Source organism: Klebsiella variicola, from assembly GCF_000828055.2.
GTDB lineage: Bacteria > Pseudomonadota > Gammaproteobacteria > Enterobacterales > Enterobacteriaceae > Klebsiella > Klebsiella variicola.
The window spans coordinates 4,035,115-4,056,660 of record NZ_CP010523.2; the positions used below are offsets into that span (position 1 = coordinate 4,035,115).

Annotated in this window: 21 protein-coding genes; 14 read left to right on the plus strand and 7 right to left on the minus strand. The window is 59.8% G+C overall.

The window, feature by feature from the left end:
• Positions 1–38: 38 nt before the first annotated feature.
• A complete protein-coding gene (locus SP68_RS18930) occupies positions 39–644 on the minus strand; it encodes a glutathione S-transferase (RefSeq protein ID WP_023287352.1) in 606 nt (201 codons plus the stop codon).
• Positions 645–897: 253 nt separating this feature from the next.
• Here SP68_RS18930 and SP68_RS18935 point away from each other — a divergent pair, with 253 nt between their 5' ends.
• Positions 898–1,791 (plus strand): LysR substrate-binding domain-containing protein, encoded by an 894-nt coding sequence (locus SP68_RS18935; RefSeq protein WP_023322206.1) that lies wholly within the window; start codon positions 898–900, stop codon positions 1,789–1,791.
• Here the strand turns inward: SP68_RS18935 and SP68_RS18940 are convergent.
• Complete coding sequence (locus SP68_RS18940; protein WP_040973819.1) at positions 1,788–3,044, minus strand: mechanosensitive ion channel family protein; 1,257 nt, start codon at positions 3,042–3,044, stop codon at positions 1,788–1,790. The genes SP68_RS18935 and SP68_RS18940 overlap by 4 nt on opposite strands.
• A gap of 224 nt (positions 3,045–3,268) precedes the next feature.
• Here SP68_RS18940 and ivy point away from each other — a divergent pair, with 224 nt between their 5' ends.
• Positions 3,269–3,715 (plus strand): Ivy family C-type lysozyme inhibitor, encoded by a 447-nt coding sequence (gene ivy, locus SP68_RS18945; protein ID WP_023322205.1) that lies wholly within the window; start codon positions 3,269–3,271, stop codon positions 3,713–3,715.
• A 46-nt stretch (positions 3,716–3,761) separates the two neighbouring features.
• Here ivy and betT read toward each other — a convergent pair whose 3' ends face one another.
• Positions 3,762–5,795: a choline BCCT transporter BetT gene (betT, locus tag SP68_RS18950; RefSeq protein WP_040973817.1), complete on the minus strand. Its 2,034-nt coding sequence runs from the start codon at positions 5,793–5,795 to the stop codon at positions 3,762–3,764.
• Between the two features lie 128 nt (positions 5,796–5,923).
• On the opposite strand from betT, the gene betI reads away from it, so the two are divergent.
• The 3 genes from betI to betA are packed head-to-tail and all read left to right on the plus strand — an operon-like array spanning position 5,924 to position 9,675.
• Complete coding sequence (gene betI / locus SP68_RS18955) at positions 5,924–6,511, plus strand: transcriptional regulator BetI (protein ID WP_004151671.1); 588 nt, start codon at positions 5,924–5,926, stop codon at positions 6,509–6,511.
• 13 nt (positions 6,512–6,524) lie between these two features.
• Positions 6,525–7,997, plus strand: a complete 1,473-nt coding sequence (gene betB, locus SP68_RS18960) for a betaine-aldehyde dehydrogenase (protein ID WP_022064796.1) — start codon at positions 6,525–6,527, stop codon at positions 7,995–7,997.
• 13 nt (positions 7,998–8,010) lie between these two features.
• Complete coding sequence (gene betA / locus SP68_RS18965; RefSeq protein WP_022064795.1) at positions 8,011–9,675, plus strand: choline dehydrogenase; 1,665 nt, start codon at positions 8,011–8,013, stop codon at positions 9,673–9,675.
• 63 nt (positions 9,676–9,738) lie between these two features.
• Here betA and SP68_RS18970 read toward each other — a convergent pair whose 3' ends face one another.
• Positions 9,739–10,095 carry a hypothetical protein gene (locus SP68_RS18970; protein WP_040976038.1) on the minus strand — a complete coding sequence of 119 codons (357 nt, stop codon included), beginning with the start codon at positions 10,093–10,095 and terminating at the stop codon, positions 9,739–9,741.
• A 201-nt stretch (positions 10,096–10,296) separates the two neighbouring features.
• Between SP68_RS18970 and SP68_RS18975 the strand changes: the two genes are divergently transcribed.
• The gene (locus tag SP68_RS18975; RefSeq protein WP_022064794.1) at positions 10,297–10,965 is read left to right on the plus strand and encodes a helix-turn-helix transcriptional regulator; all 669 of its coding nucleotides are present in this window, start codon (positions 10,297–10,299) and stop codon (positions 10,963–10,965) included.
• Positions 10,955–11,755 carry a PhzF family phenazine biosynthesis protein gene (locus tag SP68_RS18980; RefSeq protein WP_022064793.1) on the plus strand — a complete coding sequence of 267 codons (801 nt, stop codon included), beginning with the start codon at positions 10,955–10,957 and terminating at the stop codon, positions 11,753–11,755. The genes SP68_RS18975 and SP68_RS18980 overlap by 11 nt, the downstream gene beginning before the upstream one ends.
• A 144-nt stretch (positions 11,756–11,899) precedes the next feature.
• On the opposite strand, the gene SP68_RS27925 is transcribed toward SP68_RS18980, so the two are convergent.
• Positions 11,900–12,268: a hypothetical protein gene (locus SP68_RS27925; RefSeq protein ID WP_123837055.1), complete on the minus strand. Its 369-nt coding sequence runs from the start codon at positions 12,266–12,268 to the stop codon at positions 11,900–11,902.
• Positions 12,269–12,368: 100 nt separating this feature from the next.
• Here SP68_RS27925 and SP68_RS18985 point away from each other — a divergent pair, with 100 nt between their 5' ends.
• Entirely contained in the window at positions 12,369–12,587 is a 219-nt protein-coding gene (locus SP68_RS18985; protein ID WP_022064792.1) for a YgdI/YgdR family lipoprotein, read from the plus strand.
• A 53-nt stretch (positions 12,588–12,640) separates the two neighbouring features.
• Here SP68_RS18985 and SP68_RS18990 read toward each other — a convergent pair whose 3' ends face one another.
• Positions 12,641–13,336, minus strand: a complete 696-nt coding sequence (locus tag SP68_RS18990; protein ID WP_023339762.1) for a GNAT family N-acetyltransferase — start codon at positions 13,334–13,336, stop codon at positions 12,641–12,643.
• 205 nt (positions 13,337–13,541) lie between these two features.
• Here SP68_RS18990 and SP68_RS18995 point away from each other — a divergent pair, with 205 nt between their 5' ends.
• The 5 genes from SP68_RS18995 to SP68_RS19015 all read left to right on the plus strand — a co-directional run bounded on the left by SP68_RS18995 (position 13,542) and on the right by SP68_RS19015 (position 18,606).
• Complete coding sequence (locus tag SP68_RS18995; protein ID WP_008805560.1) at positions 13,542–15,110, plus strand: ABC transporter substrate-binding protein; 1,569 nt, start codon at positions 13,542–13,544, stop codon at positions 15,108–15,110.
• Positions 15,111–15,230: 120 nt separating this feature from the next.
• Complete coding sequence (locus SP68_RS19000; protein ID WP_008805559.1) at positions 15,231–16,253, plus strand: ABC transporter permease; 1,023 nt, start codon at positions 15,231–15,233, stop codon at positions 16,251–16,253.
• Positions 16,253–17,086, plus strand: a complete 834-nt coding sequence (locus SP68_RS19005; RefSeq protein WP_008805558.1) for an ABC transporter permease — start codon at positions 16,253–16,255, stop codon at positions 17,084–17,086. The genes SP68_RS19000 and SP68_RS19005 overlap by 1 nt, the downstream gene beginning before the upstream one ends.
• Positions 17,079–17,915 (plus strand): ABC transporter ATP-binding protein, encoded by an 837-nt coding sequence (locus SP68_RS19010; protein WP_023297191.1) that lies wholly within the window; start codon positions 17,079–17,081, stop codon positions 17,913–17,915. The genes SP68_RS19005 and SP68_RS19010 overlap by 8 nt, the downstream gene beginning before the upstream one ends.
• Positions 17,902–18,606: an ABC transporter ATP-binding protein gene (locus SP68_RS19015; RefSeq protein WP_008805556.1), complete on the plus strand. Its 705-nt coding sequence runs from the start codon at positions 17,902–17,904 to the stop codon at positions 18,604–18,606. The genes SP68_RS19010 and SP68_RS19015 overlap by 14 nt, the downstream gene beginning before the upstream one ends.
• A gap of 609 nt (positions 18,607–19,215) precedes the next feature.
• Here the strand turns inward: SP68_RS19015 and SP68_RS19020 are convergent.
• On the minus strand, positions 19,216–20,553 hold the full coding sequence (locus tag SP68_RS19020; RefSeq protein WP_023297189.1) for an aspartate aminotransferase family protein: 1,338 nt from the start codon (positions 20,551–20,553) through the stop codon (positions 19,216–19,218).
• 180 nt (positions 20,554–20,733) lie between these two features.
• On the opposite strand from SP68_RS19020, the gene SP68_RS19025 reads away from it, so the two are divergent.
• A complete protein-coding gene (locus tag SP68_RS19025) occupies positions 20,734–21,498 on the plus strand; it encodes an SDR family NAD(P)-dependent oxidoreductase (RefSeq protein ID WP_008805554.1) in 765 nt (254 codons plus the stop codon).
• Positions 21,499–21,546: the final 48 nt, after the last annotated feature.

Sequence of the window (21,546 nt, forward strand, 5' to 3'; positions counted from 1 at the left end):
AGGGCGCCACGCTGCGGCGCCCCTCTCCATCCCTGCCGTTAAACCAGCGGATACTGTTGAAATACCGGCAGCGCCTCCCCCTTCTCCGCCAGCGCGCGGATATGAGGAAACGCCGCTGCCGACACCACCGCCGGGATCATCAACTGGATAAAGGACCAGACCACCGTGCTGGTGACCAGCACCTGATCCGGCTGCGCGGCGGCGGCGCGGTCTGCCAGCCGGGCGTCCCATTCCCGACAGGCGGCGAGCAGTTGGCCGGTCACCCGGGCTATCCACGGCTGATGCTGCTTCTCTTCCGGCCGCAGACGGTGCTCATAAACATGCTGGACCGCTTTTTCACTGGCGGCGAGGATCACCCCCAGCAGGTGCAGATCGCGGGCCAGCGCCTCGGGATGCGCGGGAAGCAGCCGGCGCCCGGTGGGATTGGTCGTTTCGAAATAGTGGAGGATCAGGGTGGAGTCCATCAGTTGCGTCCCGTTATCGAGCACCACCGTCGGCGCCTTGACCACCGGATTAATACGGGAAAATTCGTCAAAGCCGCTAAAGACCGAGAGCGGCAGGCTCTCGAATTCCACGCCATAGAGCGCCAGAGAAACCGCCACGCGTCTTACATAAGGTGAATCCATCATACCAATGAGTTTCATCGTCACTCCTGCCTGCGATAAAGGGGTTGCGGCTTTACCTTACTGGAAAACCGAGGCCGCGAATATCACGGGATACTTACCGCAATGGTTAGTCAAACTAACAGATTGGCGATTCGCGGTAGCCCTCCAGTTCCCCTTGTGCTATACCGACTGAGGCAGCATTTGGCTCCTTTTCAGCCTGTTTGCAGCGGCTTTAAAAGCCGCTAACCCGGTAGTAACGTTAACGTATCGACTCACTGACAGAGAAACCACCATGGCAGATTTTCCCCCTGTCGCCAGCCTGCGCAGCTTTGAGGCGGTGGCGCGCCTCGGCAGCGTGACGCAGGCCGCCCACGAGTTGAGCGTGACCCATTCGGCGGTCAGCCAGCACATCAAACAGCTGGAAGCGCTGGTCGGCGTCACGCTCTTTATCCGCCACGGCCGCGGGGTGCGCATCACAGAAGAAGGACGGCTCTATGCCCTGCAAATCCGCGAGGCGTTACAGCACATCGCCGACGCCACGCGCATGGTGCAGATCAAACCCCGCACCCTGGAAGTGACCCTGGCGACGCTCCCCTCCTTTGGCTGCCACTGGCTGCTGCCGCGGCTGGCGCGCTTTCAGGCGCGGCATCCGCAGATCGCGGTGCGCCTGCTGACCAGCCTGGCGGTGGTTAACCTGCAACAGGAGGGTATTGATCTGGCCATTCGCATGGGGCAAGGCGACTGGGAGGGGATGGAAAGCCGGCATCTGTTTGCCGATGAACAACTGGTGGTGGCCGCGCCGCATTATCGCAGCGGCGACCTGCCGACCACCCCGCAGGCGATCGCCGCCAGCGATATTATTTTTTCCATGGAGTCCTGGCATGCCTGGTGCAGCCAGGCGGGACTGGAAAAGCCGATCGTCCCCGCGGGCCTGCGTCTGAACGACTCCAATCTGGTGCTGGAGGCGGTCCGCCTGGGGGCCGGCGTAGCGCTGGAGCGGCGCTCGCTGGTGGCGGGGGCGATAGCCCGCGGCGAGCTGGTGCAGCTCACCGCCGTCACCGTCCCCTACCCCTGGCACTACTGGCTAACCGTCTCCCCGCAGGCGGAGAACCGGCCGGAAGTCGCCCGGTTCATCGCCTGGCTGGGGGAGGAGATCGCCCTCTGGCGCCAGCAAATCAGCGCTTAGCCTTCGGCCGACGGCGGCAGGCCCGTCCGGGCGGCGTGCTCCTGGGAGAGACGCCAGAAATCGTGCCCGGCGGGATACTGATAAAGTCGCAGGGAAAACTGTCCGGCCACCGCGGTAATGTACTCAAATATCGCCGACTGGGTGTTTTCGTAGTCTTTCCACAGCGTCGAGGAGGTGAAGCAGTAAATCTCCAGCGGGATGCCCGACGGCGACGGTTTCAGCGTTCTCGCCACAATGTACATCTCCTTAATAATATCCGGTCGCTCGGCGAGATAGTGCATCAGATAGTGGCGAAACAGGGTCAGGTTGGTCAGCCCGTTATCGACAAACCAGCGGTCGGCCACGCCGCCGGGATCCCGGCCGTCAAGCAGCGTGCCCAAAGGCTCACTCACCCCGCGGATGGTTAGCATCGAGGAGAGCATCTCCTGGTCGAGAAAACGCACCGAGTGCTGATCGATGGCGATACTGCGCATGATCCGCCGCGCCCCGGAGGAGAACATCGCCTGCCAGTTGGTATAGGTCTCGGTGAGGAAATTCTTCGTCGGGATGCGGGAGATGGTATTGTCCCAGTTGCGGATGGTAATGGTGTGCAGCGCGATATCCGTCACTTCACCGCTGAGGTTCTTGTCAGGCATTTCAATCCAGTCCCCCAGCTGGATAACGTCGTTAGACGACAACTGAACGTTCGCCACCAGCGACAGCAGGGTATGCTGGAACACGATCATCAGCACCGCCGCCACGGCCCCCAGACTGGAGATAATAATGATCGGCGATTTGTTCGACATCACGGCGAGGATCATAATCGCCGCCAGGATGTGAACTAAGATTTTGCCTATCTGGATATAGCCCTTAATGGAATGATTTTTACGTTTGGTCTTTCGCAGATAAGAGCTGTTGACAATATCCAGCATCTCGTTGAAAAACACCGACATAAAAATAAAAAACAAGATCCCGCAGATGGTATTAATCGCCGTCACCAGCGATGCCGGCATCGCCGGCATAAACTGCAGGACGTAATAGACGATAATAACCGGAATGAAATTGGACAGTTTTTCGGCGATGCGTCGATCCTTCTCCAGCGGCACATCCTGTTTGTGGCTACTAAAGAAGACCTTACGCACCACTTTAATCAGCAAGAACTTGCATAAAAGATGGGCAAATATGCCGGAGACCAGCAGCAGAATAAGATTAAACCCCACCGCCAGCGCCGGATTACTCTCAATAAACGTCAGTAGATGATTCACATACGCCATGCTTTATCGCCTGAATAACTATGCCATTTCGCTGACTGCTTTATCACAAGGGCATATATTTGGAAAATAAATCTATCCGCATCATGGCATATCGCTTAGCGTAACGTCCATGCGCGCACCGCTTCTAATCATTCACAGAAAATATGTCAGAGTTTGCATTAATCATTCCCTACGCTCACTATAAAGAGGCTTGTTATGAGGACGGAATAAGTCCAGGAGGAAACATGTTTAAAGCGCTTACCGCTATCATCACCTTAGCCGCCTCCGCCAGCGTCATGGCGCAAGGCGATGTCACGTTGAACAGTCTGGCCCACGATGCCGCCACCCGGGCGTCGTTTAACCAGATGGTCAAAGGCCATCAGCTACCCGCCTGGGTAACCACCGGCGGCACCGGTTCACCGGCGCAGACGGTGAAGCTGGGTAGCGAATCCTGGCAGGTGTTAAGCGCCTGCAAACCCCACGACTGCGGTCATGAACGTATCGCGGTGATCTGGTCCGAGAAAAGCAAACAGATGTCCGGCGTGTACTCGGTGGTCGATGAAAAAACCGACCAGGAGAAGCTGACCTGGCTTAACGTCAGCGATGCCCTGTCCATCGATGGCAAAACCGTGCTGTTTGCCGCCCTCAGCGGCAGCCTCGACAACCATCCGGACGCCTTTAACTACCCGTAACCGCCCGTCGCCCCCGTCAGCCTTTCCCCGACGGGGGCTCCCCTGATTAGCCATCCGGGAACATCACGCTGTTCCCCGGCGCTTCCCGATGCAGATGGATAAAGTTCAGGTGCCGCTCGTACTGGTCGAGAATATCGGTGATCACCTGCTCTTTGCTGTAGTCCATCAGGTCGTTACCCTGACTGCCCTCCAGCAGGAAGGTCTCCAGCCGGTAATAGGTGGATTTCCCGCTGCGCGCCCGATAGGTAAAGCCCGGCACCGAGTACTGCTGCGGCCAGATCTTGTAGATAAAGTTCTGCTCGTCGCCCATGTGCACCAGCAGATCGAGGTGGCCCAGGTTCTCGCCCTCTTCCGGCGGCATGCTCTTCAGTTCCACCGCGGCGCCGCGCAGCCGCAGCTCCTGGGCTACCTCCTCCATCGCCGGGTAGCACACCGTCTCCATCATCTGTTTGGTATAACGCGTGCCCGGGTAATTCATCAGCCGCGACAGGCGCTTCTTCCTGCTCAGACGATCCTGGAGGCCCATCGGACGCGGGGCGGTGTCGCGACTGGCGCTGACCCGGCGGTAATCTTCCACTTTCAGGGATTTATACAGTCCGGCCATCACGAAGAAAATCACAAAGCTGAACGGCAGACCCATGATCACCGTGGTGTTCTGCAGCGCCGAGATGCCGTTGGTCATCAGCATCCCGAGGGTCAACAGACCGATGGCCACCGACCAGAAGATGCGCAGCCAGTTCGGGGCGTCGCTGTTGATGTCCTTCAGCTTCGAGGTGAAGTTCCCCAGCACCAGCGCGCCGGAGTCGGCGGAGGTGACGTAGAACAGCAGACCGGTAATGGTCGCCACCGACGCGCTAAAGGTAAACGCCGGGTACTGCGCCAGCAGGCTGTAGAATCCGCGTTCCGGGTGGACCATCGCCTCCTCGGCAAAGGCCGCGTCGCCGTGAATAATCTCATACAGCGCGCTGTTGCCGAACACCGATAGCCACAGCAGGGTAAAGGTGAAGGGAATAATCAGGGTGCCCATCACAAACTGGCGGATGGTGCGCCCGCGCGAAATGCGCGCCAGGAACAGGCCCACAAACGGCGACCAGGCCACCCACCACGCCCAGAAAAAGAGCGTCCAGTTATTCATCCATTCCACCGGCCGGTCGAAGGCGAAGCTGTTCAGCGTCATCCCCATAAAGCGATTGACGTAGTCGCCGACGTTCAGCACTAACGCATTGAGCAGGAAGGAGGTATCGCCCATGAACAGCACGAACAGGATCAGCCCCAGCGCGAGGGCGACGTTCAGCTCGGAGAGCACGCGGATGCCCTTGTCCACCCCGGAGGTGACCGAGATGGTGGCGATGATCACCGACAGCGCAATCAGGGCCGCTTTCGCCGCCAGCGAGTCCGGAATATCGAACAGCACGCTCAGACCGTAGTTGAGCTGCACGACGCCGATACCGAGGGTGGTGGCGATGCCGAAGATGGTGCCGATCACCGCCGCAATATCGACGCTGTGGCCGATGGGCCCATTGATCCGTTTGCCAAAAATCGGGTACAGCGCCGAGCGGATGGTGAGCGGCAAATTATAACGATAGCTAAAGTATCCCAGCGCCATGCCCATCAGGGCATACATTGACCAACCGGTTAAGCCATAGTGAAACAGCGTCCAGACCATCGCCTGGCGCGCCGCCTCGATGGTCTGCCCCGCCCCTTCCGGCGGCTGCATATATTGCGTCACCGGCTCGGCGACCGAGAAGAACATCAGGTCGATACCGATCCCGGCGGCAAACAGCATCGCCGCCCAGCTCAGCAAGCTGAACTCGGGCTTGGACTGCTCCGGGCCGAGCTTCACCGAGCCGAAGCGCGAGCAGGCAATGCAGACGACAAAGACGATATACAGCGTCGCCGCCAGCAGATAGTACCAGCCGAAGGTTTTCGACACCCAGTTGAGGGTGCGCCCAATCCACTCGGCAGAAAAATCGCGAAAAAAGATCGTCATCAGGGAAAACAACAAAATCAGTCCGGCCGAGGTATAAAAAACCACCGGATTGATTTTGTCCTTTTCTCTGTTTTGCGAAAGATCTGTCATCCAGTATCCCCACTGTTTTTGTAACTATTAAAATTCAATAACGTAACAATTAAGACACATTTTATATTGAACGTCCAATCAAAAACCGCTTTAATAGTTAACCAACGCTGATGAATGGAGTGGCAAAAATGCCCAAACTGGGGATGCAGCCAATCCGGCGCAGGCAACTGATCGACGCCACGCTGGACGCTATAAATGAAGTCGGAATGCATGATGCGACCATCGCGCAGATCGCCCGACGGGCGGGCGTATCGACGGGGATCATCAGTCACTATTTCAAAGATAAAAATGGTCTGCTGGAGGCGACCATGCGCGACATCACCAGCCAGCTGCGCGACGCGGTGCTCAACCGTCTGCACGCCCTGCCGGACGGCAGCGCCAGCCAGCGCCTGCAGGCGATTGTCGGCGGCAACTTTGATGAGACGCAGATCAGCAGCGCGGCGATGAAGGCCTGGCTGGCCTTCTGGGCCAGCAGCATGCACCAGCCGATGCTTTATCGGTTACAGCAGGTCAGCAGCCGTCGGCTGCTGTCGAACCTGGTGTACGAATTCCGCCGCGAGCTGCCGCGCGAGCAGGCGCAGGAGGCCGGCTACGGGCTGGCGGCGCTGATAGACGGCCTGTGGCTGCGGGCGGCGCTCAGCGGCAAACCGCTGGATAAGACGCTGGCGCAGTCGCTGACCAGCCACTTTATTCGTCAGCATTTACCGAACCCATAACCGAGGAGGCGTTATGTCCCGAATGGCAGAACAGCAGCTTTATATTAATGGTGGTTATACATCGGCCACCAGCGGTCGCACCTTCGAGACCATCAACCCTGCCACTGGCGAGGTGCTGGCGACCGTTCAGGCTGCCGGACGCGAGGATGTCGACCGCGCCGTTGAAAGCGCGCAGCGTGGGCAAAAAATCTGGGCGGCGATGACCGCCATGGAACGCTCGCGCATCCTGCGTCGCGCCGTCGACCTTCTGCGCCAGCGCAACGATGAGCTGGCGCGGCTGGAGACGCTGGATACCGGGAAACCCCTCAGCGAAACCGCCGCCGTCGATATCGTCACCGGCGCCGACGTGCTGGAGTATTACGCTGGCTTGATCCCGGCGCTGGAAGGTAGCCAGATCCCGCTGCGCGACAGTTCCTTCGTCTATACCCGTCGCGAACCGCTGGGGGTGGTAGCCGGGATCGGCGCGTGGAACTACCCGATCCAGATCGCCCTGTGGAAATCGGCGCCAGCGCTGGCCGCCGGCAATGCGATGATTTTCAAACCGAGCGAGGTCACCCCGCTCACCGCCCTCAAGCTGGCGGAAATTTACAGCGAAGCGGGCCTGCCGGACGGGGTGTTTAACGTCCTGCCGGGGATCGGCGCGGAGACCGGCCAGTATCTGACCGAACATCCGGGTATCGCCAAAATCTCCTTCACCGGCGGCGTCGCCAGCGGCAAAAAAGTGATGGCCAACTCCGCGGCCTCGTCGCTGAAAGAGGTCACCATGGAGCTGGGCGGTAAATCGCCGCTGATTATCGCCGACGATGCCGACCTCGACCTCGCCGCCGATATCGCCATGATGGCCAACTTCTACAGCTCCGGTCAGGTGTGCACCAACGGCACCCGGGTGTTTGTCCCGGCGAAACAGAAGGCGGAATTCGAGCACAAGATCCTCGAACGCGTGGGCCGCATCCGCCCCGGCGATCTGTTTGCCGATGACACCAACTTCGGCCCGCTGGTCAGCTTCCCCCATCGCGACAACGTTCTGCGCTATATCGAGAGCGGCAAACACGAAGGCGCGCGCCTGCTGTGCGGCGGCGAGGCGCTGAAAGGCGACGGTTTCGATAACGGCGCGTGGGTCGCCCCGACGGTGTTTACCGACTGTAGCGACGAGATGACTATCGTGCGCGAAGAGATCTTCGGCCCGGTGATGTCGATCCTCAGCTATACCGACGAAGCGGAGGTCATTCGCCGCGCCAACGCCACCGAATACGGCCTCGCCGCCGGCGTGGTGACGCCCAACCTCAACCGTGCCCACCGTCTTATCCACCAGCTGGAAGCCGGCATCTGCTGGATCAACAGCTGGGGTGAATCCCCGGCGGAGATGCCGGTTGGCGGCTATAAGCACTCCGGCATTGGCCGCGAGAATGGCGTCATGACGCTGCAGAGTTACACCCAGGTGAAGTCCATCCAGGTTGAGATGGGTAAATTCCAGTCCATATTTTAACCGGGAGGTTTTTTTGCAATTTGACTACATCATTATTGGTGCCGGCTCCGCCGGCAACGTTCTGGCAACACGACTGACTGAAGATCCAAACACCACCGTCCTGCTGCTGGAAGCCGGCGGCCCGGACTACCGGTTCGATTTCCGCACCCAGATGCCCGCCGCGCTGGCTTACCCGCTGCAGGGCAAGCGCTACAACTGGGCGTACGAAACCGAACCTGAGCCGTACATGAACCATCGCCGCATGGAGTGCGGACGCGGCAAAGGGCTCGGCGGCTCCTCGCTGATCAACGGCATGTGCTACATTCGCGGTAACGCGATGGATCTGGATAACTGGGCCAAAGAGCCGGGTCTGGAACACTGGAGCTATCTCGACTGCCTGCCCTACTACCGGAAAGCGGAAACCCGCGATATCGGGCCTAACGACTACCACGGCGGCGATGGCCCGGTGAGCGTGACGACACCGAAGCCGGGCAATAATCCGCTCTTCGAGGCGATGGTTGAAGCCGGGGTGCAGGCGGGCTATCCGCGTACCGACGATCTCAACGGCTACCAGCAGGAAGGCTTTGGCCCGATGGACCGCACCGTGACGCCGCAGGGCCGTCGCGCCAGTACCGCCCGCGGCTATCTCGACCAGGCGCGAGGGCGCCCGAACCTGACCATCCGCACCCATGCGCTGACCGATCACATTATTTTTGCCGGCAAGCGCGCGGTGGGCGTCGAGTGGCTGGAGGGAGAAAGCACGATCCCGTCAAAAGCGACGGCCAACAAAGAGGTGCTGCTGTGCGCCGGGGCGATTGCCTCGCCGCAGATCCTGCAGCGCTCCGGCGTGGGTAACCCGGAGCTGCTCAGGCAGTTCGATATCCCGGTGGTGCACGATCTCCCCGGCGTGGGTGAGAACCTGCAGGACCATCTGGAGATGTATCTGCAATATGAATGCAAAGAGCCGGTGTCGCTCTACCCGGCGCTACAGTGGTGGAACCAGCCGAAGATCGGCGCCGAGTGGCTGTTCGGCGGCACCGGCATCGGCGCCAGCAACCAGTTCGAAGCAGGCGGTTTTATCCGCAGCCGCGCAGAGTTCGCCTGGCCGAACATTCAGTACCACTTCCTGCCGGTGGCGATTAACTACAATGGCTCCAACGCGGTGAAAGAGCACGGCTTCCAGTGCCACGTCGGTTCAATGCGTTCGCCCAGCCGCGGCCACGTGCGCCTGAAGTCGCGCGACCCGCACGCCCATCCGGCGATCCTGTTTAACTATATGTCCCATGAGCAGGACTGGCAGGAGTTCCGCGACGCCATCCGCATTACCCGCGAAATCATGAACCAGCCGGCGCTGGATAAGTATCGCGGCCGCGAAATCAGTCCGGGAACAGAATGCCAGAGCGATGCCGAGCTGGATGAGTTTGTGCGCAACCACGCCGAGACCGCGTTCCACCCGTGCGGGACCTGTAAGATGGGTTACGACGAGATGGCGGTGGTCGATGGCGAGGGCCGCGTCCACGGTCTGGAAGGCGTGCGGGTGGTCGATGCCTCGATTATGCCGCAGATCATCACCGGCAACCTCAACGCCACCACCATTATGATCGGCGAGAAGATGGCCGACGCCATTCGCGGCCGCCAGCCGCTGCCGCGCAGCACCGCGGCGTATTATGTCGCTGGCGACGCGCCGGTTCGCCGCTAATCGTCTATGCCGCACTTGTCCTTTCCCATGCGGAAAGGACACTCCTCACCTTTCCAGCATCCCTTAGCGCTCAAGGCACGGCTGAATAATGCTATCAACAGCAGCATTCACCTGTTTTGCACCGGATATCAGGGTGATACTTATCGTCCTCGCCCCAGCCACCTGGTACATATCGATCTGGGCGACTCGTGTGCCGTACTGCGAAATATCAAAGAAGTTTGGCGCATTCTGCTCAGGGAAGATGCGCTCAACCTCATAGCCTTGCGGCTTCAGGGCGCTGCGTATGCAGTCATAGCGCCACTGCAGCCCCGGCCGATCGGATACTGAATAGGACTGATAGACGGTTTTGTCGCCGAAGGGGTGAATGACTCCGCAGGCCAACAGCAGAACGGCAATGGCCATCACGCCGTAAATTCTCATTATATTTCCATAACATAAAGACGCACCCGACATGAGCGCTGACGCTTTCTGCAGCAAAAGGTACGCTGTCCAAACTATAAATTCAACTTTTTGTTGATAATTAAACATTATGCGTATAATTTAATCCTGTCAGCGTATCTCCCATGGTAAAATGGCGCTCCGGGATCGCTTCCTGATCACGATGCAAGCAAAGGATCATCCATGACATCAGAGTACACACAGCAGGTTGCACAGATTGCCGGGCCGCTTGAAGCAGCCATGGACGCTATGGCGGGGACATTATCAGCGAATCAGGAGGTGGTGTTGCATAATCTCACTACCCCTGAACATTCCATTATCAAAATCATTAACGGACATGTTAGCGGCAGGGGTAATGGCGATCATTTGTTAGCCGGTCCGGAAAAAGATACCGGTTTTGCGCTGCTGCTGCAGAAGACGAATAACAACAAGCCGAGAACCATAAGCGATTATAAAACCGTCACCGCTTCAGGGAAAACGCTCAATAGCGCATCGACAATTTATTACAGCGAAGAGGGATATCCGCTTATCGCCTTCTGTATTAATGTCGATCCCTCACCTTATGAGCAAATACGCAAAAGCCTTGACGCGCTGCAGCCATCGCCATCGGAGGCCGCTGAGGCGGTCGATCTTAATTTGGGTGGGCTGATCGATCAGTCAATTCAGGAAATCATTGATAAATATTCAGTGCCGGGTAAAAAAATACAAAAAGCGCAGCGTTTAAAAATTGTCGCTGAAATGCATACGAAAGGTATTTTCAAGATGCGCGGGGGCGTGCAGCAGGCGGCTCAGGCCCTGGGGGTAACACGATATACGGTTTATAATGACCTTGAGGTGATGAATGAAAAATAATTCACAGCAGCGCATTCGCTTTTATCAGGTCGATGCTTTCTCAAAAGGCCCCTTTACCGGCAATCCCGCCGCGGTTTGTTTGCTGGAGGCGTGGCCTGAAGATAGCGTGCTGCAGCGCATTGCGACGGAAAACAACCTGTCGGAAACGGCCTTTGTTGTCAGGCAGCCTGACGGTTTCGGGTTACGCTGGTTTACCCCGGCCGTCGAGGTGGATCTCTGCGGTCATGCCACGCTGGCTGCGGCCAGCGTGCTGCTCAATCAACAAGCGCGCGAGCGGGTGCGTTTTTTCACTCGCAGCGGCGCGCTGGACGTCACGCTGCATGACGGAAAATATACCCTGGATTTTCCGCTGGTTGTTCCGTCCCCCATCGCCGCGCCGCAAGGGTTGTTCAAGGCCCTGGGGCTGGCTGAAGACGCAGGTGAAACCTGGCAAGCCTCCGATATTATTGTCGTCATTGATGACGAAGCGCTGCTGGACGCGCTCAAACCCGACTTTAACGCCTTGAATGCCTTCAACACTCGTGGCGTGGTGGTCACGGCCGCATCCCGGACCTTCGATTTTCGTTCTCGCTGGTTCGGTCCGCAGGTGGGAGTCAACGAAGATCCGGTCACCGGTTCGGCACATACTTTTCTGGCGCCGCTGTGGAGTGAAAAACTGGCGAAAAAAACCCTTCATGCCCAGCAAGGTGGCAACCGTAAGGGAGAACTCTTCTGCCACATAAAAGATAACGGACGTGTTGAACTATCAGGCGAAGCCTGTCTGGTTATTGAAGGTACCTTTATTCTGTAAATCGACGAACCTATAGCATCATATTAACTTAGCGGCGAACGCCTGTTCCCATCATATTAAATACGTCTGTTTAATATTGTGGTGAGGATCATGCAATAACGTCATCCGGGGTTTGCCGTTTCCAGCCCCGGAGCATTGATAATATCAGGTATTTTTATCCGTTACGGGCGCAAAAAATAATAAGCGTACTGCCTGCGCAACAGGGTCTGCGGCAGGCATAGTCAGCTTCAGCCATAAAAATGATATTTTTAATGTTGTGTTAGCCAAAAATGCCTGAACGGGTCTTTGAATGGTTATCACTGGAATCGTTACTTTAACTCTGGGTATTAAATAACAACTAGCAAGTCGTTCATCCCGACAATATTGCCGAGAACTCACCTCTGCCGGTGTCGGAATCGGGAGCACTGACAGGGCTAACAGAGAGAATATCATGTTAACAAAACCAGATGATGAATCTAAGAAAAAGGCCACGCCCCTTGAACGTTGTATTGTGGTTATTACGTTAGTCGCCATGTTAATACTTTATTCGGTGTTAATTATGACCCACTTTCGATAACTGGTTAGTCTGTCATATTCTGCGGCCCACCGTGGCTTTCTTACAACAGGTAGCACAATGAAAAAGTTCGTTGCAGTATTCGGTTTGGCATTATTAACGTTCACCGTTGCGGGGTGTTCCAGCAATTATGTATTAGAGAAAAAAAATGGTGAGATGATTATCACCCACGGAAAACCCGAGGTCGATGACGATAATGGATTAATCACCTATGAGGACATCGCAGGAAATGAGCATGCTATTAACCGGGATCAAATTATTCAGATGATCGAGAAATAGCCTTTTTATGGGCAGAGCTGGCGTAATGCACTCTGCCCATTCACCATACAGGCCTAACGAAATGCCTCAAGGCGTTTGATCTGCTGCCCGTCGGCAGTAAAGTTCTCCGCCGCCAGCCATGCCCGCAGCGCCGCATCGCGCGCAGGCCACTCGCCGTCGATGATGGACAGCATATCGCTGTCGCGCGTCCGCCCTTTACGCACCAGCCTCTGCCGCAGACGTCCTTCCCAGCTAAAGCCCAGCCGCTCGGCGGCCCGGCGCGAGGCGACATTCATCGAATCGCATTTCCACTCCAGCCGACGGTAGCCATGGTCAAAGCCGTTCTTCAGCAACAGCCAGACCGCTTCGGTACCCAGCGGGGTGTTTTTCATCCGTCGCGACCAGGTGACATGGCCGATCTCAACCGTGCCCATTTCCCGCTCGATCGCCAGATAGCTGACGATGCCCACCGCCTGCTCGCTACGCAGGTCAACCACCGCATACGGCACCAGAGCATCATCATTCACCTTGCCCGCGATCCAGTGGGCGGTCGCCGCCACGCTCTCCGGCCGCGTAGACGCCAGCCACGTCCAGTCGCTGTTGTCGCCGAGCGCATAGGCGGCAAACAGATCCGCCGCATGACGGTCAACGTCCAGCGGCTCCAGTCGGCAAAAACGGCCATTTAACGCCGTCCGCCGCAGGACTTGCGCCCCCTGCCAGCCAGGGACAAGATCGTTTACCTGCTGGCCAAACTCATTGATTTCCGGCACACCCACCTCCTTGCAATAGACAATTTGTTATAGCAAGAAGCCAGAAGCGGAGAAAGGCGCTTCTGCGCGACCGGCAATAACCTGTCGATCTTGAATATGCGTTTTTAGCATAAGGATATCCTTATTTTGACTTTACGCCTTTTGGCAAGCGGCCTAACGTAGCGAGGCATAAAAAATTAAAACAACCATTTTTCAGGGATTGCACATGACCAAAAAACTGTTGCCTTTACTGGTATTGACGGCGCTCACCGCCGCCGCGCATGCCGCTACGCCGCCCAACACGCTGGTGGTCGCCCAGGGTCTCGACGATATCGTCAGCCTCGACCCGGCGGAAGCGAACGAACTCTCCAGCATTCAGACGGTCCCCAGCCTCTATCAGCGTCTGGTGCAGCCGGACCGCAACAACCCTGAAAAAATCGTACCGATCCTCGCCGAAAGCTGGCAGGCCGATCCGGCGGCGAAAACCCTGACCATCAAACTGAAGCCGGATGCCAAATTCGCCTCCGGTAATCCGCTGCGCCCGGAAGATGTTATTTTCTCTTACACCCGTGCGGTGACGCTGAATAAATCGCCGGCGTTTATTCTCAACGTGCTCGGCTGGCAGCCGGACAACATCGCCAGCCAGCTGAAAAAGATTGATGACCATACCCTGACGCTGCACTGGACCGCCGACGTCAGCCCGGCGGTGGCGCTGAATATTCTCTCCACCCCTATCGCCTCCATCGTTGATGAAAAACAGGTAGCGCCGAACGCGAAAAATAATGACTTCGGCAACGACTGGCTGAAGATGCACTCGGCGGGCAGCGGGGCCTATAAAATGCGCGTCTACCAGCCGCATCAGGCCATCGTGCTGGAAGCCAACGCCAGCTCCCCCACCGGCGCGCCGAAGATCAAGAGCATCATTATTAAAAACGTCCCCGACCCGGCTTCCCGCCGCCTGCTGATCCAGCAGGGGGATGCCGACGTGGCCCGCGATCTCGGCGCTGACCAGATTGCCGCCCTGCAGGATAAACCCGGCGTGAAGGTGCTGAGCATCCCGTCCGCCGAGCAGAACTATCTGGTGTTTAATACCGCCAACAGCGCCAACCCGCTGCTGAATAATCCGGCCTTCTGGGAGGCGGCGCGCTGGCTGGTCGATTATGAGGGCATCACCAAAAACCTGCTGAAAGGCCAGTACTTTATTCACCAAAGCTTCCTGCCGGCCGGCCTGCCGGGGGCGCTGGAAACCAATCCGTTCACCTTCGACCCGCAAAAAGCTAAGGCTATCCTCGATAAAGCGGGCATTAAGGATGCCCACTTCACCCTCGACGTGGAGAACAAACCGCCGTTTATCACCATCGCCCAGTCGCTGCAGGCCAGCTTTGCCCAGGGCGGGGTGAAAGTGGATCTGCTGCCGGCCGCCGGCAGCCAGGTTTATGCCCGGGTACGCGCGAAGCAGCATCAGGCGGCGATCCGCCTGTGGATCCCGGACTACTTTGATGCGCATTCCAACGCCAGCGCCTTTGCCTGGAACGATGGTAAGTCCAGCACCGTGGCCGGGCTCAACGGCTGGCAGATCCCTGAGCTGAATAAAGCCACCCTCGCCGCGGTGGCGGAGCCGGACCCGGCGAAACGCCTCGATCTGTACAAAACGATGCAGGAATCCCTGCTGCAGCATTCGCCATACGTCTTTATTGACCAGGGGAAAACCCAGATCGTGGTGCGCGATAACGTGAAGGGCTATCAGCAGGGGCTGAACGCCGATATGGTCTGGTACGATAACGTCACCAAGTAAGCGGGTTTTGGTCACCGGGTCCGGCGGCCTCGCCTGCCCGGATGACCGTTTCGCCACCCGGGCCCGGCGGGCGTCGCGCCGCCGGGAATCATGTTGATATACCAGGAATTTCCATTTTCCATGCCATCGTTTTCCACTCACCTTACCCGCCTGCTGCAGGGGCTGTTGACGCTGCTGCTCACGCTGTTCGGGCTGTTGCTGGTCACCTTCTCGCTCTCCGCGCTGTCGCCCGTCGACCGCGTACTGCAGATCGTCGGCGACCATGCCAGCCAGTCGACCTATGACCAGGTTCGCCATCAGCTGGGTCTCGACCAGCCGCTGCCGGTGCAGTTCTGGCACTACCTGGTCAACCTGGCTCATGGCGATCTTGGCATCGCCAGCGCCACCGGCCAGCCGGTGCTCCACGATCTGCTGGCCGTCTTCCCGGCGACCCTTGAGCTGGCGACCCTGGCGCTGATCGTCGGCGCGGTACTGGGCATCGTCGCCGGGGTGCTGTGCGCCCGTTACGCCGGTTCGCCGTGGGATCTGGCGGTGCGCACCTTTACCCTGTTGGGCAACTCGGTGCCCATTTTCTGGCTCGGCCTGCTGATGCTGGCCCTGTTTTACGCCCGGCTGCAGTGGGCGCCGGGCCCGGGTCGACTCGACGATATTTATCAGTATACCGTCGAGCCGCGCAGCGGTTTTGCGCTGATCGACACCTGGCTCTCCGGCGATACCGCGGCGTTTAAAAATGCCATCGGCCATCTGGCGCTGCCGGTGCTGGTGCTGGCCTATTACTCGCTGGCGAGCATCACCCGCCTGACCCGCTCCGCCTGCCTGAGCGAGATGAACAAAGAGTACATTCTGCTGGCGCGGGCCAAAGGGGCCGGAGAGATGACGATTTTGCTGCGCCACGTCCTGCCCAATATCCGCGGCACTCTGCTGACGGTGACCGCTCTCGCCTGGACCTCCATGCTCGAAGGGGCGGTGCTCACCGAAACCGTCTTCTCGTGGCCGGGGATCGGCCGCTACCTCACCACCGCGCTGTTCGCCGGGGATACCACGGCGATCATGGGCGGCACGCTGCTGATTGGCGTGAGTTTTGTGCTGATCAATAACCTGACCGACCTGCTGGTGCGGTTAACCGATCCGAGGGTGCGCTGATGCCGACTTATCTGTTTTTACGCCGTCTGCGCCGCTCACCCGCCGCCTTCAGCGGCCTGACCCTGGTGATCCTGCTGGTACTGACCGCGCTGTTCGCCCCGTGGCTGGCGCCGCACGATCCCAACTGGCAGGATGCCGCCGCTCGTCTGCAGGGGCCCGGGGCGGGACACTGGCTCGGCACCGACAGCTACGGCCGCGACCTGCTGTCGCGCCTGCTCTACGGCACCCGCCCGGCGCTGGGTCTGGTGGCGCTGGTGACCGCCATTACCCTGCCCGTCGGGCTGCTGGTAGGTATCCTCTCCGGTTACTATGGCGGGTGGCTGGAGCGGATACTGATGCGGTTTACCGACGTGGTGATGTCGATGCCGCGCCTGATCCTCGCCTTCGCGTTCGTGGCGATGCTCGGCCCGGGGCTGGTCAACGGCGCGCTGGCGTTAGCCCTGACCACCTGGCCGGCCTACGCCCGTCAGGCGCGCAGCGAAATTCAGCGCCTGCGCCATAGCGACTACCTCGCCGCGGCGGAGATGCTGGGCATCCGCGGCTGGCGGCTACTGATTGGGCATATTCTGCCGCTGTGTCTGCCGTCGGCGATTGTCCGGCTGGCGCTCGATCTGGCGGGCATTATCCTCGCCGCCGCCGGTCTCGGCTTTCTCGGCCTGGGCGCCCGCCCGCCGATGGCGGAGTGGGGAGCGATGATTGCCGACGGGATGCAGGTGATTTTCGACCAGTGGTGGATCGCTGCCATCCCCGGCGCGGCGATCCTGCTCGCCAGCCTGGCGTTTAACCTGCTGGGCGATGGCCTGCGCGATATTCTGGAGCCGCAACATGACTGACATCCGACTGACCGTCCAGGGACTCGCCGTCGACTACCCCACCGCCCGGGTGGTGGACAACGTCAGCTTCACCCTCGGCAACGAGCGGCTGGCGCTGGTGGGCGAATCTGGCTCCGGCAAATCGATGACCGCCCGGGCGTTGATGGGCCTGGTGCGCAAGCCCGGGGTGGTGAGCGCCGAACGGCTGGAGGTGCTGGGGCGCGATGTGCTAACCCTCAGCGCCCGCGGCTGGCGCGCGCTGCGCGGCAACGATATCGCTATGGTGCTGCAGGATCCGCGCTATGCGCTAAATCCTGTGCAGTCCATTCAGACGCAGCTGGAAGAGGCGTTAACCCTGCATCAGCGTCTCAGCCGCCGTGGGCGCGCCGAGGCGGTTAAAGACGCCATCGCCGCCGTCGGTCTGGATCTGCCGGTCCTCAGCCGCTATCCCGGCGAGCTCTCCGGCGGGATGGGGCAGCGGGTGATGATCGCCCTCGCGCTGCTTAATAACCCGAAGGTGCTGATAGCCGACGAGCCAACTTCGGCCCTCGACGCCCGCCTGCGCAACCAGATCCTCGAGCTGCTGGTGGAGCAGTGCGCGCAGCGGCAGATGGCCATGCTACTGATCAGCCACGATCTGCCGCTGGTGGCCGCGCATTGCGATCGCGTGCTGGTGATGTACCGGGGGAGACAGGTCGATGAGATGCCGGCGCGGGCGCTACCGAGCGCGACGCACCCTTATACCCGCACCCTGTGGACCTGCCGGCCAAATGCGCACACCTACGGCCAGATGCTGCCGACCCTCGACAGAACCCAGGACTTTACGGAGACGGCCCATGGCGATCGTTAATCTTCAGGATTTGCAGGTAACATTCGGCGCGAAGACGGCGGTCTCTGCCGCCAGTTTCTGTGTCGACGCCGGGGAAACCTTCAGTCTGATCGGCGCCTCGGGCTGCGGTAAATCGACGATTTTGCGCGTGCTCGCCGGATTACAGCGCGAATGGCGCGGCAGCGTGGAACTGCTGGGCCAGGGCATCGCGCCGGGCGCCCGCTTTCAGGGCGCGCTGCGGCGCAACGTGCAGATGGTGTTTCAGGATCCGTACGCCTCGCTGCATCCCAACCATACTCTGTGGCGCACCCTGGCGGAGCCGCTGCAGATCCACGGCATCCGCGACGTTGCCCCGCGGGTGACCACCGCCCTTGAGCAGGTGGGTCTGGCCGCCGACGCCGTCCGCCGCTATCCACACCAGCTCTCCGGCGGGCAACGGCAGCGCGTAGCCATTGCCCGCGCCCTGCTGCTGCGCCCGCAGATCCTGCTGCTGGATGAGCCGACCTCGGCGCTGGATATGTCAGTGCAGGCGGAAATTCTCAATCTGCTTAACCGCCTGAAACAGGAGCACGGCATGACCTATCTGCTGGTGAGCCACGATGCCGACGTCATCGCCCATATGTCCGATCGGGCGGCGTTTATGGCGGAGGGTGTGATCCAGCGCTTTTTCGATCGCGAAGCGCTGGTCAACGGAGAACACCGGATGAGGTGAGGTCAGCGGATGCGCCGCTGTTTTGTCGGGTGGCGCTTCGCTTACCCGACCTGGGGTCCGTGCGACCTGTCGTTAATTTACCCACTTGCGGCGACTGAAACTGCCGGTTTCCCCCCTCTCCCTGTGTATGAAGAGCCGGAGTGAGGCTCGGTTTTCCCCCTCTCCCTGTGGGAGAGGGCCGGGGTGAGGGCAACAGAGCGCCCCCTGTCCCCGCTGCCCGGCGCCTTAGCCCGATGCGCCGTTGTTTTGTCGGGTGGCGCTCCGCTTACCCGACCTGGGATTCGTGCGACCTGTCGTTAATTTATTCACCATTGTTGCTGAAACTGCCGGTGCTGGCGGCCTCAACATCGCTGAGACGTTCCCGGAAGGCCGGGGATACAGGGGGCGGCGGCGACTGGCCGCCCCCTGTGCGCTCCCTGCGCCATGAGTGACATAACGCAGACAATTAACCGGGAGCGCAATGTGCGCTGAAGCCACCGATAATATAAACAACCACACTGCAGTGCTTCCCCTCACCCTGGCCCTCTCCCGGAGGGAGAGGGAATCGTCCGGCTGGCGTTTAGGCCCGTGCAAGCACACTGCCAGGTAACGTTATCCGATGCCACTCCCCTACTTCGCCAGGCTGGCAAAGCGAGCAAAGACCGCATCAAAAATCGCCAGCCCTTGCGCCACCTGCTCAGCAGTAATGGTGCACGGCGGAACCACGTGAATGCGGTTCTCCACCACAAAGGCCAACAGCCCGGCCTCGGTTAAGGCCCCTTTGATCGCGGCCATGTCGGCGGCAGTCAGCGGCGTTTTTTGTTCACGGCTGCTCACCAGCTCCAGCGCCTGGAACAGGCCGCGACCACGCACCTCGCCGATAATGGCGTGCTTCTCCGCCAGCGCCTCGAGACCGGGGCGCAGCACCTCGTTGCCGATATAGGCCGCGTTCTCAACCACCTTCTCCTCTTTCATCGCGTCGATGGTGGCGACAATCGCCGCCATCGCCAGCGGATGGCCGGAGTAGGTCAGCCCGCCGGCAAAAAAGTGGTCGTCAAAATAGCGGGCAATCGGCTCGCTAATCAGCACCCCGCCCGCCGGCACGTAGCCCGCGTTAACCCCTTTGGCAAAGGTCACCAGATCCGGCACCACGCCATCCTGTTCGAAGGCGAACCAGCTGCCGGTACGGCCAAAGCCGGCCATCACCTCATCGAGGATCAGCACGATGCCAAACTCGTCGGCCAGGGCGCGCACACCCTGCATATAGCCTGCCGGCGGCACGAGGATCCCGGCGGTGCCGGGGATGGACTCCAGCAGGATCGCCGCGATGGCCGTCGGCCCCTCGCATTCAATGATCCGCCGCAGATGCGCCAGCGCGCGCTGGCACTCCTCTTCCTCAGTCACGGCGTTGAACTCGCTGCGGTAAAGGTAGGGGTTGAAGAAGTGAACATGGCCGCGGGAGAACTCATTCGGCACCCGGCGCCAGTCGCCGGTGGCGGCGATCGCGCTGCCGGTGTTGCCATGGTAGGAACGATAGGCCGACAGCACCTTGTCGCGCCCGGTATAGAGCCGCGCCATGCGAATCGCGTTCTCATTGGCATCCGCCCCGGCGTTGGTGAAGAACACCTTGCTGAAGCCCGCCGGCGCCAGGTCGACGATGCGCTTCGCCGCTTCGCCGCGGGCAAGGTTGGCGGTGGCGGGCGCGATGGTGACCAGGGTCTCCAGCTGCGCCTTCATGGCCGCCAGTACCCGGGGGTGCTGATAGCCAATGTTGACGTTCACCAGCTGGCTGCTGAAATCGAGCCAGGTATTCCCCTCGTAATCCCATAGCTCGCAGCCTTGCGCCCCGGCAATCACCAGCGGATGGAGATTGCCCTGCATCGACCATGAATGAAACACATAAGCGCGATCCAGCTGCCGAACTTCATCATTGCTTACCGCGACCTCGTTCTGTAGTGCCAGCTTCATACCCTGCCCTCTCTCATGTCGTTGTGGTTGGCTTCATCATTGGCCGCGGCAACGCAAAACGGATAGAGCCAGTGCGCGAAAAACGATGTGACACGGTGTCACATCCGCGTCCGCCGTCTGGCCCTGTGCCTTGCCGTCCGGCGTTTTTATAGTGGAGGGACAACCGCACAGGAGAATGACATGGCAACGAGCAACGTAGTGTTTATCACCGGGGCGACCTCGGGTTTTGGCGAAGCGGCAGCACAGGTGTTTGCCGACGCGGGCTGGTCGCTGGTGCTGAGCGGGCGCCGCTATCCGCGACTGAAGGCCTTGCAGGACAGACTCGCCGCCCAGGTGCCGGTGCATATTATTGAGCTTGACGTTCGTGACAGCGAGGCGGTGGCTGCCGCCGTGGCGTCGCTCCCCGCCCCCTTCGCCGATGTCACCACCCTGATCAACAACGCCGGGCTGGCGCTGTCGCCACTGCCGGCGCAGGAGGTGGCGCTGGAGGACTGGAAAACGATGATCGACACCAACGTCACCGGTCTGGTGACGATGACCCACGCCCTGCTGCCGACGCTGATACGCCATGGCGCCGGGGCGAGTATTATCAATATCGGCTCGATCGCCGGGCAGTGGCCCTATCCCGGCAGCCATGTGTATGGCGCCAGCAAGGCGTTTGTGAAGCAGTTCAGCTATAACCTGCGCTGCGATCTGCTTGGCACCGGCGTGCGGGTCACCGATCTGGCGCCGGGGATTGCCGAGACCGAATTTACCCTGGTGCGTACCAAAGGCGACCAGGCGGCATCGGATAAGCTCTATCGCGGCACCACGCCACTGAGCGCGCGCGATATCGCCGAGCAGATGTTTTATATCGCCACGTTGCCGGCGCATATGAACATTAACCGGGTGGAGGTGATGCCGGTGCGCCAGGCGTGGCAGCCGTTCGCCATCGATCGGGATTAAGCGAAACCCGACGCATCCCTTGCCGGCGCTGCCGGCAAGGGATGCAAG

Bases quoted from the DNA above. Each gene is read 5' to 3' on its own strand.
- SP68_RS18930 (WP_023287352.1), bottom strand. From the start codon at position 644: ATGAAACTCATTGGTATGATGGATTCACCTTATGTAAGACGCGTGGCG.
- SP68_RS18935 (WP_023322206.1), top strand. From the start codon at position 898: ATGGCAGATTTTCCCCCTGTCGCCAGCCTGCGCAGCTTTGAGGCGGTG.
- SP68_RS18940 (WP_040973819.1), bottom strand. From the start codon at position 3,044: ATGGCGTATGTGAATCATCTACTGACGTTTATTGAGAGTAATCCGGCG.
- ivy (WP_023322205.1), top strand. From the start codon at position 3,269: ATGTTTAAAGCGCTTACCGCTATCATCACCTTAGCCGCCTCCGCCAGC.
- betT (WP_040973817.1), bottom strand. From the start codon at position 5,795: ATGACAGATCTTTCGCAAAACAGAGAAAAGGACAAAATCAATCCGGTG.
- betI (WP_004151671.1), top strand. From the start codon at position 5,924: ATGCCCAAACTGGGGATGCAGCCAATCCGGCGCAGGCAACTGATCGAC.
- betB (WP_022064796.1), top strand. From the start codon at position 6,525: ATGTCCCGAATGGCAGAACAGCAGCTTTATATTAATGGTGGTTATACA.
- SP68_RS18970 (WP_040976038.1), bottom strand. From the start codon at position 10,095: ATGAGAATTTACGGCGTGATGGCCATTGCCGTTCTGCTGTTGGCCTGC.
- SP68_RS18975 (WP_022064794.1), top strand. From the start codon at position 10,297: ATGACATCAGAGTACACACAGCAGGTTGCACAGATTGCCGGGCCGCTT.
- SP68_RS18980 (WP_022064793.1), top strand. From the start codon at position 10,955: ATGAAAAATAATTCACAGCAGCGCATTCGCTTTTATCAGGTCGATGCT.
- SP68_RS27925 (WP_123837055.1), bottom strand. From the start codon at position 12,268: ATGGCGACTAACGTAATAACCACAATACAACGTTCAAGGGGCGTGGCC.
- SP68_RS18985 (WP_022064792.1), top strand. From the start codon at position 12,369: ATGAAAAAGTTCGTTGCAGTATTCGGTTTGGCATTATTAACGTTCACC.
- SP68_RS18995 (WP_008805560.1), top strand. From the start codon at position 13,542: ATGACCAAAAAACTGTTGCCTTTACTGGTATTGACGGCGCTCACCGCC.
- SP68_RS19000 (WP_008805559.1), top strand. From the start codon at position 15,231: ATGCCATCGTTTTCCACTCACCTTACCCGCCTGCTGCAGGGGCTGTTG.
- SP68_RS19005 (WP_008805558.1), top strand. From the start codon at position 16,253: ATGCCGACTTATCTGTTTTTACGCCGTCTGCGCCGCTCACCCGCCGCC.
- SP68_RS19010 (WP_023297191.1), top strand. From the start codon at position 17,079: ATGACTGACATCCGACTGACCGTCCAGGGACTCGCCGTCGACTACCCC.
- SP68_RS19015 (WP_008805556.1), top strand. From the start codon at position 17,902: ATGGCGATCGTTAATCTTCAGGATTTGCAGGTAACATTCGGCGCGAAG.
- SP68_RS19020 (WP_023297189.1), bottom strand. From the start codon at position 20,553: ATGAAGCTGGCACTACAGAACGAGGTCGCGGTAAGCAATGATGAAGTT.
- SP68_RS19025 (WP_008805554.1), top strand. From the start codon at position 20,734: ATGGCAACGAGCAACGTAGTGTTTATCACCGGGGCGACCTCGGGTTTT.